Annotated in this window: 17 protein-coding genes and 2 tRNA genes; all 19 read left to right on the top strand. The window is 52.3% G+C overall.

All coding sequences use genetic code 11. The annotated features are described in order from the left end of the window. The first annotated feature begins 114 nt into the window (after nucleotides 1-114). Nucleotides 115-363 (top strand): FmdB family zinc ribbon protein, encoded by a 249-nt coding sequence (locus ACYVG7_RS01090; protein WP_460881407.1) that lies wholly within the window; start codon nucleotides 115-117, stop codon nucleotides 361-363. Between the two features lie 21 nt (nucleotides 364-384). Next, nucleotides 385-2,148, top strand: a complete 1,764-nt coding sequence (gene aspS, locus ACYVG7_RS01085; RefSeq protein ID WP_460881406.1) for an aspartate--tRNA ligase — start codon at nucleotides 385-387, stop codon at nucleotides 2,146-2,148. Nucleotides 2,149-2,240: 92 nt separating this feature from the next. Continuing rightward, on the top strand, nucleotides 2,241-2,981 hold the full coding sequence (locus ACYVG7_RS01080) for a YebC/PmpR family DNA-binding transcriptional regulator (RefSeq protein ID WP_460881405.1): 741 nt from the start codon (nucleotides 2,241-2,243) through the stop codon (nucleotides 2,979-2,981). Between the two features lie 79 nt (nucleotides 2,982-3,060). Next, complete coding sequence (ruvC, locus tag ACYVG7_RS01075; RefSeq protein WP_460881404.1) at nucleotides 3,061-3,591, top strand: crossover junction endodeoxyribonuclease RuvC; 531 nt, start codon at nucleotides 3,061-3,063, stop codon at nucleotides 3,589-3,591. 90 nt (nucleotides 3,592-3,681) lie between these two features. Then, nucleotides 3,682-4,299, top strand: a complete 618-nt coding sequence (gene ruvA, locus ACYVG7_RS01070) for a Holliday junction branch migration protein RuvA (protein ID WP_460881403.1) — start codon at nucleotides 3,682-3,684, stop codon at nucleotides 4,297-4,299. A 12-nt stretch (nucleotides 4,300-4,311) separates the two neighbouring features. Next, nucleotides 4,312-5,322, top strand: a complete 1,011-nt coding sequence (ruvB, locus tag ACYVG7_RS01065; RefSeq protein WP_460881402.1) for a Holliday junction branch migration DNA helicase RuvB — start codon at nucleotides 4,312-4,314, stop codon at nucleotides 5,320-5,322. A gap of 612 nt (nucleotides 5,323-5,934) precedes the next feature. After that, nucleotides 5,935-7,491: a cytochrome ubiquinol oxidase subunit I gene (locus tag ACYVG7_RS01060; RefSeq protein WP_460881401.1), complete on the top strand. Its 1,557-nt coding sequence runs from the start codon at nucleotides 5,935-5,937 to the stop codon at nucleotides 7,489-7,491. 12 nt (nucleotides 7,492-7,503) lie between these two features. Then, nucleotides 7,504-8,643, top strand: coding sequence for a cytochrome d ubiquinol oxidase subunit II (cydB, locus tag ACYVG7_RS01055; RefSeq protein WP_460881400.1), 1,140 nt, complete (start codon nucleotides 7,504-7,506; stop codon nucleotides 8,641-8,643). A gap of 11 nt (nucleotides 8,644-8,654) precedes the next feature. Next, a complete protein-coding gene (gene cydX / locus ACYVG7_RS01050) occupies nucleotides 8,655-8,762 on the top strand; it encodes a cytochrome bd-I oxidase subunit CydX (RefSeq protein WP_460881399.1) in 108 nt (35 codons plus the stop codon). A 146-nt stretch (nucleotides 8,763-8,908) separates the two neighbouring features. After that, nucleotides 8,909-9,337, top strand: a complete 429-nt coding sequence (gene ybgC, locus ACYVG7_RS01045; RefSeq protein ID WP_460881398.1) for a tol-pal system-associated acyl-CoA thioesterase — start codon at nucleotides 8,909-8,911, stop codon at nucleotides 9,335-9,337. Then, nucleotides 9,309-9,998: a protein TolQ gene (gene tolQ / locus ACYVG7_RS01040; RefSeq protein WP_460881397.1), complete on the top strand. Its 690-nt coding sequence runs from the start codon at nucleotides 9,309-9,311 to the stop codon at nucleotides 9,996-9,998. Before ybgC ends, tolQ begins: the two co-directional genes overlap by 29 nt. Continuing rightward, entirely contained in the window at nucleotides 9,998-10,432 is a 435-nt protein-coding gene (gene tolR, locus ACYVG7_RS01035) for a protein TolR (protein ID WP_460881473.1), read from the top strand. Before tolQ ends, tolR begins: the two co-directional genes overlap by 1 nt. Nucleotides 10,433-10,447: 15 nt before the next feature. Beyond that, a complete protein-coding gene (gene tolA / locus ACYVG7_RS01030) occupies nucleotides 10,448-11,533 on the top strand; it encodes a cell envelope integrity protein TolA (RefSeq protein WP_460881396.1) in 1,086 nt (361 codons plus the stop codon). A 105-nt stretch (nucleotides 11,534-11,638) separates the two neighbouring features. Further along, the gene (gene tolA / locus ACYVG7_RS01025) at nucleotides 11,639-11,983 is read left to right on the top strand and encodes a cell envelope integrity protein TolA (protein WP_460881395.1); all 345 of its coding nucleotides are present in this window, start codon (nucleotides 11,639-11,641) and stop codon (nucleotides 11,981-11,983) included. A gap of 2 nt (nucleotides 11,984-11,985) precedes the next feature. Further along, nucleotides 11,986-13,290, top strand: coding sequence for a Tol-Pal system beta propeller repeat protein TolB (gene tolB, locus ACYVG7_RS01020; protein WP_460881394.1), 1,305 nt, complete (start codon nucleotides 11,986-11,988; stop codon nucleotides 13,288-13,290). A 30-nt stretch (nucleotides 13,291-13,320) separates the two neighbouring features. Further along, nucleotides 13,321-13,827, top strand: coding sequence for a peptidoglycan-associated lipoprotein Pal (gene pal, locus ACYVG7_RS01015; protein ID WP_460881393.1), 507 nt, complete (start codon nucleotides 13,321-13,323; stop codon nucleotides 13,825-13,827). A gap of 13 nt (nucleotides 13,828-13,840) precedes the next feature. Next, entirely contained in the window at nucleotides 13,841-14,632 is a 792-nt protein-coding gene (gene ybgF, locus ACYVG7_RS01010) for a tol-pal system protein YbgF (protein WP_460881392.1), read from the top strand. 156 nt (nucleotides 14,633-14,788) lie between these two features. Continuing rightward, a tRNA-Lys gene (locus ACYVG7_RS01005) sits at nucleotides 14,789-14,864 on the top strand. Nucleotides 14,865-14,874: 10 nt separating this feature from the next. After that, a tRNA-Val gene (locus ACYVG7_RS01000) sits at nucleotides 14,875-14,950 on the top strand. Nucleotides 14,951-15,155: the final 205 nt, after the last annotated feature.

Genomic DNA, 15,155 nt, shown 5'->3' with positions numbered 1-15,155 from the left:
GCCAGCGGCGCCATTTACAGGCTCAACTCAGGGCAGGTGTTATCACGGCAGAATATTTGCCCTATAATGGCGGGCCTTTTCGCTTGGTAACATGAGTTCATTCGTTTCTAGCCTATGCCTATCTACGAATATCGATGTGATCAGTGTGGCCACTCGCTGGCCAAATTACAGAAGCTGACCGATACGCCCTTGACCGATTGTCCGGCATGTCAGGCCTCAGCGCTGAAGAAAATGCTGTCCATTCCCGGCCTTCATGTTTCGGGAGCTTGTCAGCAGATGACCAATTCGAAAGTGGGCCAGATGAATCATTGGCCCTCGTGTGAGGCTGGCGGCGGCTGTATGGGCTGCCCGGCCGGCAAATAACAATATTTCAAGGATTACTTCATGCGTACCATGTATTGCGGCCAGGTGAATGCCAGCCATGTCGATCAACCGGTGACTCTGTGCGGTTGGGTCCATCGTCGTCGTGACCTCGGTGGCTTGATCTTTATCGACATGCGCGACCGGGAAGGGATTGTGCAGGTATTCTTCGATCCGGATCGTCCCGAGGCTTATACCCTGGCATCTGATTTGCGAAATGAATTCTGCATTCAGGTCAGCGGTCTGGTGCGTGCTCGTCCGGCTTCGCAGGTCAATGCCGATATGGCAACTGGCGCTATCGAAGTTTTCGCTCACGAGCTGGAAATCATTAACCGTGCCGAGCCCTTGCCGCTGGATTTCAACCAGACCAACACGGAAGAGCAGCGCCTGAAGTACCGGTATCTGGATCTGCGCCGTCCCGAGATGGCGCAATCCCTGAAGACCCGCGCTCGCATCAGCAGCTTTGTGCGTCGGTTCATGGATAACGCCGGTTTCCTCGATATTGAAACACCGATGCTGACCAAAGCGACCCCTGAAGGTGCGCGAGATTATCTGGTACCAAGCCGGGTGCATAAGGGCAAATTCTATGCACTGCCGCAATCGCCGCAACTCTTTAAGCAACTGCTGATGATGTCCGGCTTTGATCGCTACTATCAGATCGTCAAGTGCTTCCGCGACGAAGACTTGCGTGCCGATCGCCAACCGGAATTTACCCAGATCGACGTGGAAACCTCCTTCATGAGTGCCGAGCAGGTGCGTGAGGTGATGGAAGAGCTGATCCGCGGTTTGTGGTTGGAGATTGCGGGCGACGATCTGGGTCAGTTCCCGATCATGACCTTTGATGAAGCCATGCGTCGTTATGGTTCTGATAAGCCGGATCTGCGCAACCCGATGGAGCTAGTCGATGTCGCCGATCTGCTGACTCAGGTCGAGTTTGCCGTATTTGCTGGCCCTGCCAATGATGCCAAGGGGCGTGTTGCCGCATTGCGCGTGCCGGGTGGCGCCCAGCTTTCCCGTAAGCAGATCGATGAATATACCCAGTTTGTTGGCATCTATGGTGCCAAGGGCCTGGCCTGGATGAAGGTCAACGATGCGGCCAAGGGCATCGATGGGGTGCAATCTCCGGTCGCCAAGTTCCTGAATGACGCTATCGTGCGGGAAATCCTGGCGCGAACTGGCGCTGCGGATGGCGACATCCTGTTTTTTGGTGCCGACAAGGCCAAGGTAGTCTGCGATGCCATGGGCGCCTTGCGCCTGAAGGTCGGTCGTGACCTGGATCTGGTGATTGCGGGTTGGAAGCCATTGTGGGTGATCGACTTCCCGATGTTCGAGGAAAATGGTGAAGGTGGTTTGACGGCGATGCACCATCCGTTTACTGCACCCAAGGAGATGACCGCCGAAGAGCTGGAGGCCGACCCGTGTGCGGCGTATGCCAATGCGTACGATATGGTCATCAACGGTTATGAAGTCGGTGGTGGCTCGGTGCGTATCCATCGCAGCAACATGCAGCAGACCGTATTCCGCATTCTGGGTATCGAAGAGCAGGATCAAAAAGAAAAATTCGGCTTCCTGCTGGAGGCTCTGAAGTTTGGTACGCCGCCACACGCGGGCCTGGCCTTTGGCCTGGATCGTCTGACGATGCTGCTGACGGGTACCGATAATATTCGCGATGTGATTGCCTTCCCGAAGACCACGGCAGCAGCCTGTTTGATGACAGATGCGCCGAGCTTCGGTAACCCGGCTTCGTTGGTGGAGTTGGCTATCAAGAGCACGGTCGATAAGGCCTGATGTTCGGGCTCACGGCCGAGCCTGAACCCTGAAATTCAGCGTGATGGTGAGAACCGTCACGCCATACAAACTGTGTTAACGGAGAGTTTTCTATGGCAGGTCATAGTAAATGGGCCAACATTAAACACCGCAAAGCAGCACAAGATGCCAAGCGGGGCAAGATCTTCACTAAATTGATCCGTGAAATCACGACTGCGGCCCGGGTCGGGGATGCCGATCCGGCAGCCAACCCCCGTCTGCGTGCCGCTGTTGCTGCCGCACTGTCGAATAACATGACCCGGGACACCGTCAACCGTGCGATTCAGCGGGGTGCCGGTGGTGGTGATGGCGCCGAACTGGAAACCTTGATCTATGAAGGATACGGCCCGGCAGGTTCTGCGGTGATGGTGGAATGTATGACCGATAACCGCAACCGGACTGTCTCAGAAGTTCGTCATGCTTTCAGTAAGTGTGGTGGTAATCTGGGTACCGACGGTTCTGTCTCTTATCTGTTCAGCAAGAAGGGCGTTCTCACCTTCGAAAACGTGAATGAAGATGTATTGATGGATGCGGCTTTGGAAGCCGGTGCTGATGATGTGGTTAGCAACGATGATGGTAGTGTCGAGGTCTATACCACGCCGAATGATTTCGGAACTGTTCTGGATGCGCTGGAAGCTGCCGGTTTCAAAACTAGCAACGCGGCTGTCACCATGATTGCATCGACTGAGGCTGAGCTGGATGCCGAAACAGCACCCAAGTTCATGCGCCTCATCGATATGCTTGAAGATCTGGATGATGTGCAAGAGGTCTATCATAACGGCTCCATCTCGGACGAAGTAGCAGCCACCCTTTGATATGGTTGCTGATGGACATTTGATACCAACAAGGGGAGCTATGGCTCCCCTTGTTGTTGAACGCGCATGAGGAGCAGCAATGAGCATCATATTGGGTATTGATCCGGGTTCGCGCATTACCGGCTACGGCATCATTCGCTCCCTGGCCGGACGCTGTGAATACCTGGGCTCGGGTTGTATCCGTACCAGTGGCGATGTTTTGGCGCCCAAACTCAAGCAGATTTATGATGGTGTCAGCGAGGTGATCCTGCAGTTTCGCCCCGATCTGTTTGCCATCGAACAGGTCTTTATGGCGCGCAATCCGGATTCCGCATTGAAGCTGGGGCAAGCGCGCGGCGCGGCGATCGTGGCGGCGGTGAATGCTGGCTTGGATGTTGCCGAATATTCGGCACGCCAGGTGAAGCAATCGGTGGTGGGAACAGGCGCTGCCGATAAAGAGCAGGTGCAACATATGGTGCGGCAGTTACTGAAATTACCCGGCAATCCCCAGGCCGATGCGGCAGATGCCTTGGCGGTTGCCCTCTGTCACACCCATACCATGCAGAGCTTGATCCGCATGGCGGGTCGTGGGTCGACGGTGCAAGGGGTAGTGCGCGGCCGTTTGCGTTGAGGCGATGTCCGTCGATTGTGGTAAAAAGCTGGATGCCCATCCAGTTATTCATTATTCTAGCGTCAGTGCAAGTTGACGGAGTATGTGCAGGTGATAGGTCGATTACGTGGCACCTTGATAGAAAAACAACCCCCGGAGATCCTGCTGGAAGTCGGTGGCGTCGGCTATGAGTTGCAGTTGCCAATGACCTGCTTCTACGAGCTGCCTCCCATCGGTCAGGAAGCCGTTCTGCATACCCATTTCGTGGTGCGCGAAGATGCACAACTGCTGTACGGTTTTGTGAACAAACGTACCCGAGCCTTGTTTCGCGAGTTGCTCAAGGCCAATGGTGTCGGCCCCAAGCTGGCGTTGGCGATTCTTTCAGGCATGTCGGCCAGCCAGTTTGTCAGTGCGGTCGAGCGAGAAGAGATTGGGTTGCTGGTTAAAATACCGGGTGTGGGTAAAAAGACAGCCGAGCGCCTGGTCGTCGAGATGAAGGATCGCCTGAAAGGTTGGAGTGAAGGGGCTCTATTTACGCCATTCACCGATGCGATGACGACTCTGCCGGGGGATGCGGATAAGCCCTCCAGTGTTGAGGATGAAGCCGTCTCGGCGTTGTTGGCGCTGGGCTACAAACCGCAGCAGGCCAGTTTGGTGGTCAGTAAGATCTATAAGTCCGATATGACGGTGGAAGCGGTGATCCGCGAAGCCCTGCGTTCCATGCTGTAAGGATGTTGAGCCATGATTGAAGCCGATCGCCTGATCGCCCCGAAAGAAACGCGTGAAGACGAGCTGATAGACAGAGCCATTCGCCCCAAACAATTGGCCGATTATCAGGGTCAGGATCATGTGCGCTCCCAGATGGAGATCTTTATTGAAGCCGCCCGGCGACGGGGGGAGGCACTGGATCATCTGTTGATCTTCGGTCCGCCTGGGCTTGGCAAAACCACCTTGGCGAATATTGTTGCCAATGAGATGGGGGTCAATATCAAGACTACTTCAGGTCCTGTACTGGAGAAAGCCGGGGATCTGGCCGCCCTGTTGACCAATTTGGAACCCAATGATGTGCTGTTCATCGATGAGATCCACCGCCTGAGCCCCGTAGTCGAAGAGGTACTGTATCCGGCAATGGAAGACTACCAGTTGGATATCATGATTGGTGAAGGGCCTGCCGCGCGTTCGATCAAGTTAGAGTTGCCGCCTTTTACCCTGATAGGTGCCACTACGCGGGCAGGATCTCTGACATCGCCGCTACGGGATCGCTTCGGCATCGTGCAACGCCTGGAGTTTTACAAAGTGGCGGATCTGTCCGATATCGTCGAGCGTAGCGCCCAGTGTCTGGGATTATCGATGGTAACCGCCGGAGCCTACGAGATTGCCTGCCGGGCGCGCGGGACGCCCCGTATTGCCAACCGTTTGTTGCGTCGAGTGCGTGATTTTGCCGAGATCCGCGCCGATGGCCATATCAGTGCCGAAGTGGCTGCAGCGGCGCTGGATATGCTAGATGTCGACAAAGAGGGCTTCGATTATATGGATCGCAAGCTATTGCTGGCGGTCATCGATAAATTTATGGGGGGGCCTGTGGGCCTGGATAATCTAGCGGCCGCCATCGGTGAAGAAAAAGATACCATTGAGGATGTCCTCGAACCTTTCTTGATCCAGCAAGGCTTCTTGCAGCGGACACCTCGTGGACGGATTGCGACCCAGCGCGCCTATCAGCACTTCGGTTTACAGCCCCAAATCACATCTTGAATATCAGCCGTCAGGCGTTGATCTGGCTCACCGCTGGCTGCGTACTGATTTGGAAGAATAAAAAATGCGGACGCAAGGTCCGCAGAGAAAAGTTCAAGATGTGAGTTCACGAGTAAGCAAACCATCAAGTGACACAAATAACGCGTAGGAACGCTTCCTGAGCGTCTCTTTGTGCACTGAAGGAATGGCGCCATTCTAGAAAGCTCGGCATATGTTAACAAATGATAAAAATCATCACTCGGTATGAGAAAAACTAATCCTGAGGCTTTTCGTGACTCAGCGAGGTTGTTTTATCGGCAAACTGTGATTGATTCAGGGTTCTGCGGCAGTTAATAGTCCGCTAACCCACTGGTATGGTTTAGTATTTAACGGGCATAGTCATTTGGATTTTGTGGTCTTTATTGCCTTAATTAGTTACCAAATGGTATAAAGTTACCTAAGAAATACAGCTTTAATCGCTAAATGTTGTAATTTTGTTGCATTTGATCTGGTTGTGTTAATGGCTGCTTGTTTGGTAAACGAATGCGCGGTTAAAAAACAACACCACAACGATGCAAGGAACGGCATTCCAGCAATGTGAAGGCCAAGGATAGATATCGGTGAGGAATTATCATGATTAATGAGACTGTGGTCGAACTGTCGCGGATCCAGTTTGCCGCGACAGCGCTCTATCACTTTTTATTCGTGCCATTGACCATCGGGATGACCTTCATTCTGGCGATCATGGAGTCGGTCTATGTCATGACCAACAACCCTATTTACAAGGATATGACCAAGTTTTGGGGCAAGTTGTTCGCCATCAACTTTGCGTTGGGGGTGACGACGGGTCTGACGATGGAGTTCCAGTTCGGTACTAACTGGTCCTACTACTCTCACTATGTCGGTGACATCTTTGGTGCTCCGCTGGCGATTGAAGGCTTGATGGCGTTCTTCCTGGAGTCGACCTTCGTCGGTATGTTCTTCTTTGGCTGGGATCGTATGACCAAGACCCAGCATCTGGCTTCTACCTGGCTGATGGCGATTGGTACCAACCTGTCTGCGTTGTGGATCCTGGTCGCCAACGGCTGGATGCAATTCCCTGCCGGGGCTGAATTTAACTTCGAAACCATGCGCATGGAAATGGTCAGCTTTGGCGAGCTGGTTTTCAACCCGGTTGCACAGGTCAAGTTCGTGCATACCGTGGCTGCGGGTTACACCACAGGTGCCATGTTCGTATTGGGTATCTCGTCTTATTACCTGCTGAAAGGCCGCGACATTCCGTTTGCCCGTCGTTCATTTGCGATAGCCGCAGCATTTGGTATGGCCTCGATTCTCTCCGTGCTGGTTTTGGGAGATGAGTCAGGCTATGAAATCGGCGACTTGCAGAAGGTCAAACTGGCGGCTATCGAAGCCGAGTGGGAAACGGAAGAGGCTCCGGCTGCTTTTACCGTCATTGGTTTGCCGAATCAGGACGAGATGCGTACCGATTATGCCATCAAGATCCCGTATGTGATGGGTATCATCGCGACTCGCTCACTGGATAAGCAGGTCACCGGTCTCAAGGATCTGGTCAGTGATCACGAACAGCGGATCCGTACCGGTATGCAGGCGTATGCCTTGCTGACCAAGTTACAAGCCGGTGACAAGTCAGAAGAAACCTTGAAGCAGTTTAATGCGGTCAAGCAAGATCTGGGTTTCGGCCTCCTGCTCAAGCGCTATACCGCCAATATCACGGATGCTACCGACCAACAGATTGCTCAAGCCGCCAAGGACAGTATTCCCAAGGTTGCGCCGGTATTCTTCTCATTCCGCATCATGGTGGGCGTCGGTGTTCTGATGCTGTTGCTGATCGGTTTGGCGTTTTATGACAGTGCTCGTCATCGCATCGGTGAACGCAAGTGGTTGCTCAAAGCCTTGTTGTGGGGGATCCCGCTGCCCTGGATTGCGATTGAGTGTGGCTGGTTTGTCGCAGAATACGGCCGTCAGCCCTGGACGATAGCAGAAGTATTGCCAACCTTTATGTCTGCTTCGACGCTGACCGAGGGCGATCTTTGGTTCTCGCTGATCGGGATCTGTGCTTTCTATACTGTGTTGCTCGTGGTGGAAATGTACCTGATGTTCAAATTTGCTCGCAAAGGCCCCAGCAGCTTGAAGACCGGCAAATACCACTTCGAAACGCATTCAGCCTAAAGGAGTTAGCGCATGTTGGATTATGAAGTTTTACGCGTGATCTGGTGGGCACTGGTTGGTGTCCTGCTGATCGGCTTTGCCATCACCGATGGCTTTGATATGGGGGTGGGTGCTTTACTGCCGATCCTGGGTAAAACCGACACTGAACGTCGGGTAATGATCAACACCATAGCTCCGCACTGGGATGGTAATCAGGTGTGGTTGATCACCGCTGGTGGCGCGATTTTTGCGGCCTGGCCAACAGTCTACGCCACCGCGTTTTCCGGTTTTTATGTGGCCATGGTTCTCACACTGATGGCGCTGTTTTTCCGGCCTGTGGGTTTCGATTATCGCTCCAAGATCGAAGATCCACGCTGGCGTTCAACCTGGGACTGGTGCTTGTTCATCGGTGGTGCCGTGCCTCCGATCGTATTCGGTGTGGCGTTCGGTAACCTGTTGCAGGGGGTGCCATTCAGCCTGGACACCTTCCTGCGCTCCAGCTATGAGGGTAACTTCTTCGGTCTGTTGAATCCGTTTGGTCTACTGGCTGGTTTTATCAGCTTGTTTATGATCCTGACCCAAGGCGCAGCCTGGTTGATGATGAAAACCGATGGTGAAGTTCAGGCTCGAGCTCGGACAACGGCTACCGTCACCGGTTTGTTAACCGCCGTTCTGTTTGCGGCTGCAGGCTACTGGATCGCGCACGGCATCAATGGCTATACCATCACCGAGTTTATGGGCGTTGGTGCTGCGTCCAATCCGCTACACAAGACCGTAGCGGTTGAAGCCGGAGCATGGATGAAGAACTACGACTCTTATCCTTGGATGATCACAGCTCCGATCCTGGGCGTGGTGATGGCATTGTTGGCATCCTTGTTTGCCAAGTTTGGTCGCAGCGCATTGACCTTCATTTGTTCATCATTGACGATGACGGGCATCATATTGACCGCTGGTTTCAGTATGTTTCCGTTCATCATGCCATCCAGCCTGAATCCGGCTCACAGCCTGACGGTCTGGGATGCAACCTCCTCGCAAAATACTCTCAGTGTGATGTTGGTTGCGGCAGTTATTTTTGTTCCCACCATTCTTGGTTATACCACTTGGACTTATATCAAGATGTTTGGCCGAGTGAACAAAGATTACATCGAAGCCAACAAACATTCGGCCTACTAAGGAGAGCAGCTATGTGGTATTTCACTTGGATCCTGGGGTTGTTGCTGGCCTGTTCATTCGGCATCATCAATGCGCTCTGGTTAGAACACACTGAAAACTTGGACCGCAAACTCGATTGAGTCACTTAGTCCGCAGAAGCCACCCGAAAGGGTGGCTTTTTTGCTATTTGCTGTTACAAAAAAACAAGTGATTGAGATCACCTTCTTTCCCCAATCTAGCTGGGGTACACTAGGCCCAAATTATCAAGCTGGGAGTTCGCTCTTTCATGCAGGCTACGTCGTTTCAGTTTCCGGTGCGGGTCTACTACGAAGACACGGACGCCGGTGGCATTGTCTACCATGCCAATTATCTGAAATATCTTGAAAGAGCACGAACTGAGTGGCTACGCGCCATGGGGGTTGAGCAGGATGTCTGGTTACAGCATTCGATTGCCTTCGTGGTTCGGCATATGGATCTCGATTTCCGTCATGCCGCTCGCTTCAATCAGCAATTGCTGGTTACCAGTCGTATCGCTGAGCTCAAGAGAGCCTCTCTGGTCTTTGCCCAACACATTGAAGATGAAACTGGTCGGCCTATCATTGCTGCCCGGGTGACCATTGCCTGTGTCAACCTGGATGTTATGAAACCAACCGCATTTCCTGACGTAATCAAGGGAGCTTTTACCTGTGCAACCGTCGCAACTATCGTTTACTAACCTGATCCTCGAAGCCAGCCCGTTGGTTCAGATCGTCATGCTGATCCTGCTGGCCATGTCAGTAGCATCCTGGGCTGTGATCTACCAACGCACCCGGCTATTGCGTGCCGCCAAACTTTGCTCTGAGCAGTTTGAAGAGCGGTTCTGGTCCGGCATCGATCTGAACCGTCTATATCAGGAGTGCTCTGCACGTCGCGATGAGTTGACCGGGATGGAGCAGATCTTTTTTGCTGGTTTCAAGGAGTTTGCTCGCTTGCATAACGGCGGCCCGCGGAGTCAGGAAATGGTGATGGATGGTACCTACCGGGCGATGCGAGTCTCTTTATCCCGAGAAGTCGATGATCTGGAAACCAGCTTGCCCTTGCTGGCTACCGTGGGTTCTATCAGCCCGTATATCGGTCTGTTTGGAACTGTGTGGGGGATCATGCATGCCTTCATCGCATTGGCTGCGGTGAAAAACGCCAGCTTGGCGATGGTGGCGCCACCTATTGCTGAAGCCCTGATTGCTACCGCCATGGGTCTGTTTGCCGCTATTCCAGCTGTTGTTGCTTTCAACCGTTTCAGCACCAAAGCGGGCAAGTTGGAAAACGCCTATATCAACTTCATGGATGAGTTTTCTACCATCCTGAACCGTCAGTTGGTTAACAAGGGTGATCAATGATGCAAGTTCATCCCCGCAGCAAAAAACGTGCGGTTGCTGAGATCAACGTCGTTCCCTACATCGATGTCATGCTGGTGTTGCTGATTATTTTTATGGCCACCGCTCCTGTCATTATGCAAGGGGTCACGGTTGATCTTCCGCAGGCTGATTCCCAACCGATGTCCGAGGATCAAAAGGTACCGGTCGTGGCATCCGTGGATGCCACGGGGCGCTATTTTCTCGATATTGGTGACTCCCACCGAGAGACGTTGGACTTGGTCGATCTAGCCGGGCAAGTGGCGCAATATTTGCGGATGAACCCGGAGTCTCCTGTCGTGGTTCAGGGCGACGCCAAGGTACCCTATGATGCGGTCGTACAACTGATGGCCGCGCTGAAGGAAGCGGGTGTCCCGAGCGTGGGATTGATGACCGAACCTGTCGGCAATAAGAAATAATCGGAGTAATCGACGGTGAAACGTAGTATGACCGGCCCGGTGGTGGTGTCACTATTGTTGCACGCTTTACTCATTCTAGCCTTTGTCCTCAAATGGAATCTTGATAAGCCCAAGCGTCCGGGAGGCGGTGGCGGCGGTGGCGTGGTCCATGCGGTCGTGATCGATCAATTGCAATTCAAGCAACATGCGGAATTTGCTAAACAGCAGAAGCTGCAAAAGCTGGAAGAAGAGAAAGAGCGAATTCAGGAACAAAAGAAAGAAGTCGAAGCCGTCCGTCAGCAGAAGGAAGCTGAGACGATTCGCTTGCGGAAGGAACAAGAGCAGCTCAAGACCAAGAAAGAAACAGAGCGTAAGAAGGAAGTGGAGCGTCAACGTCTTGAGGCTGAAAAGAAAATTGCGCTTGAGAAAAAGAAGAAAGATGAGCTGAAGAAAAAAGAGCTGGAACAGCAAAAACTTGAGGAAGAACGCAAGAAGAAGCTGGAAGAGCAAAAGAAAGCCGCCGAGGACAAAAAGGCCGAAGAGCTCAAGAAAAAAGAAGATGAACTGAAAAAGAAAGAGGCTGAGCTGAAGAAAGCAGAACAGCAGAAAAAAGATGAAGAGCTGAAAAAACAGGCGGAACTGAAGAAAAAAGAAGCTGAGAAGAAAAAGCAGGAGCTCGAGCGTAAGAAAGCTGAAGACGCGAAGAAAAAAGCGCTAGAGAAGAAGCAAGCGGAGCAGGCTCGAAAGAAAAATCAGCAGGATGCCAAAAAGCTCGAAGAGGATCTATTCAGCGATCTCGAGAGCGATACTCCTGGTGCCCCAGGCAACAAGGCTGGCCCAGGAATGGGTGGTGATGGTGATGCGTATGCTGGGCTCATCAGCGAGATGGTGCAACGGAATATGTTGATCGATAACACCATGTTTGGCAAAGAAGCCATTTTGCGCGTGAATATCGCGCCCGACGGATTGGTGTTATCCATAGGTTCTTGTGATGGCAACCAGGCTATTTGCTCAGCTGGTATCGCGGCAGTGAACAGGATTGGCAAGTTCCCTGCGCCGCCGAAGGATAAATACGATGAGTACAAGGTGTTGGCGTTGAACCTTAAACCTGGTGCGCAGTAGTACCAAGTTGCGACAGGGTTCAGGAATGCGGGGTAACAGCCTCGCGTTTCATTGGTTGTTCGTTGTACAACTTGTTCACTAGGCGTGATGAGCATGGATTTCAACATGAACAATATAAATCGGGTTTTGGGTAGTATCGTCCTGACCTTGATCCCCATAGTTTCTTGGGCGGCAAAGCCGGTGGAAGATTATGAGGTACAGGTCGTGCGAACTATCCAGCAGCACTGGCAAGGCGATAAGCGTCTGCATGGTCGGCAATGTGTGGATCTCAGTGTCAAACTTGCCGCTGACGGAAAGGTAATCGCTTTGGGACAGGGCTCGGGGGATGACGCTGTCTGTAATGCTGCGAGAGCGACAATAAGTCGAATGAAGCGCTTACCGGCGCCCCCCAAAGATAAGTACGAACAGTACAAGAATATGTTACTGACATTGCAACCTGGAATTAGGTAAAGATGAAAAGAATCGTAGGTCTTCTGATGGTCTGGTTGCTGACCAGCCAAAATGCGTTTGCTGAACTGCAGATCCTGGTCACGGGCGGGGTCGATAGTGGTCGTCCTGTTGCCATACCGCAATTCAAATGGGCTGGGGGTACCCAGTTGCCTGAAGATGTCGCTAATGTCATCAGTTCTGATTTGATGCGCAGTGGCAAGTTCGCTCCTCTGGCCCGAACTCAGATGCCTCAGTCTCCCACGACAGCTGCAGAGATCACCTATCCGGTCTGGGCCAATATGGGGATTGAAGCCATGGTGGTCGGACATATTGAGCCTGCCGGTGCGAACCAGTACAAAGTAACCTTTGAGTTGGTGGATGTGCTCAAGGGCAAGAATGGTGGTGCTGATGCCGTGCTGGATAGTCGCGTCGCCACAGTTCCTGGTAAACAATTACGACAATATGCCCACCGGATCTCGGATATCGTCTATGAACGCCTGACTGGTGAGCGTGGCGCATTTTTGACTCGGATTAGTTATATCTCCTTTAACCATGGTGCTCAGTATCCATATCAGCTGATGATGGCCGACTATGATGGCTACAATGAGCGGGTATTACTGCGTTCCCGTGAACCCTTGATGTCTCCTTCCTGGTCCCCCGATGGCCGTAAGCTGGCTTATGTCAGCTTCGAAAAGCGTCGTGCCTCCATCTATATCCAGGATCTCTATAGCCAGTCCCGCTCCCTCGTTGCATCCTATCCCGGTATCAATGGGGCTCCGGAATGGTCCCCGGACGGTCGTAAACTGGCCCTGGTTCTGTCTAAGGATGGCCAGCCAGATGTTTATATTCTGGATGTCGGTTCACGCCAGCTGACACGAGTAACATCCGAACGTTCTATTGACACTGAACCCTCGTGGACTCCCGATGGTCGGGGCTTGGTATTTACCTCGGAGAGAGGTGGAAAACCGCAAATTTATAGAGTAGATTTGGCCACGGGCGCTACACAGCGTGTGACTTGGGAAGGTGACATGAACTTGGCTGCATCTATGAGTCCGGATGGTAAATCATTAGTGATGGTCAGTCGGGTTCAAGGGCAATATCGCATTGCTCGGCAAGACCTGGAATCAGGAGCCGTGTATGTATTGTCACAGGCTTCTTCTGATAAGTCTCCGAGTGTCGCACCAAACGGTAGCATGATTATTTACAGCACCGTTTATCAAGGAAAACAAGGTCTTGCGCTAGTTTCTTCCGACGGCAGATTCAAGGCAAACCTTCCTTCGACCACGGGTGAGGTGCGAGCACCTGCCTGGTCACCATTCCTGAACTAACCCTCAAATTAAAATATTCAAGGAAAAAAGATGCAAATCAATAATCTGCTGAAAAGCCTCATGATCGCTCTGCCTATGTTCACTCTGGCTGCTTGCAGCAGCACCGAAGATTCAGGTGCCGGCGTTCAAGAGCAAGGCGTTGAAACTCTGAATGGTGGCGATCAAGGTCTGTCTGCCGATGAGCAAATGCGTCAGAAGTACGAAGCTTTGCGCCAAGACAACACCATCTATTTTGGTTTTGACCAAGATGCTATCGATGGCCAATACACCGAGCTGTTGCAGGCCCATGCCAACTTCCTGCGTGAGCACAACACCATCAAGGTATTGGTAGAAGGCCACACTGATGAACGCGGTACCCCAGAGTACAACATTGCCCTGGGTGAACGTCGTGCCAAAGCGGTTGCCAAATACTTGCAAAATCTGGGTGTTGATGCGACCCAATTGTCAGTTGTGAGCTACGGTGAAGAAAAGCCTGCTGATGCCAGCCATTCAGAAGACGCTTTCTCCAAGAACCGTCGCGCTGTTCTGGTTTACTAAGGTCTAACGGTTGATGAATACCGTATCGATGAAAGCGGCCATTTTGATGGCCGCTCTTTTTTCCGTTGGTTTCCCAAACTTGCTGCATGCCGATGAGTTGTCGGTAGAGGAGCGGTTGGCGAAGCTGGAACGATTGGATAATTCCCGCAATCTCGTTCAAGTGGAGATGCAACAGCAGATCGATGCACTAAGCGATGAGGTGCGTCAGCTACGCGGCAGTCTGGAAGAGGCCAATTACAAACTGCAACAAGCGACTGAGCGACAGAAGGGGTTGTATCAGGAGCTTGATAAGCTCAAAGCCAGTCCAAACCCGGCCGGAGTGGCTGCTGGTGCTACGGCGGCGGCAAGTGCTGGAGCCAGTTCTGATGGCGCACAGGCGGCGGGTACACCGATTGTCGGTCAAACGACTCCGGCTGCTAAGGCGGCGAGCGCGGAAGAGACCCAAGCCTATGATGCGGCTGTCAGCTTGGTGATGAAGGATAAAAACTTCGCCAAAGCGGTGCCTGCCTTTGAGGAATTCATCCAGAAGTATCCGCAGTCTGGTTACGTGCCGAATGCTCATTACTGGCTGGGACAGTTGTTGTACAACCAAGGTGATAAGGATAATGCCAAGGCGAACTTCCTGATTGTTGCACAGAAGTTTAAGGATTCTCCCAAACGAGCCGACGCTATCTTGAAGCTCGGGATGATTACCTTGAGTGAAGGTGACAAAGAGAAAGCCAATAAATTCTTCCAATTGGTCGTTAAGCAATATCCGGACACGCCTTCTGCCCAGTTGGCGCAAAAGGCACTTAATGCCAAGTAGCCTGCAGGCTGAATAGTGTGAAATATTCAGCCATTGGATGAAGGCTGACCAAACGGACGAAAATCTGAAATTTTCTGTTGCGTCAGTCATCTAAATCCGTAATATAGGCCGCCGTTGGCGACCGGAAGCATAGCTACCGGCGATAACAAAAAGAGTGGGTCGTTAGCTCAGTCGGTAGAGCAGTTGACTTTTAATCAATTGGTCGCAGGTTCGAATCCCGCACGACCCACCAGATATTCCCAGGTCGCTTAGCTCAGCTGGGAGAGCACCTCCCTTACAAGGAGGGGGTCATTGGTTCGATCCCAATAGCGACCACCAAGTTTTAAAATGGGTTGGTAGAGCAGTTGACTCTTAATCAATTGGTCGAAGGTTCGAGCCCTTCACAACCCACCAGCTTTGTAGCGTTGTCAAAAACGCAGTGTTGTTGAGAATGGGTTCGAGGTTCGAACCATTTCCACAACCCACTAGATAGTCCCAGGTCGCTTAGCTCAGCTGGGAGAGCACCTCCCTTACAAGGAGGGGG

It is taken from the genome of Pseudaeromonas pectinilytica (genome assembly GCF_054780855.1).
The sequence above is the reverse complement of the archived record's forward strand: the minus strand, read 5'-3'. Positions and strand labels throughout refer to the sequence as shown.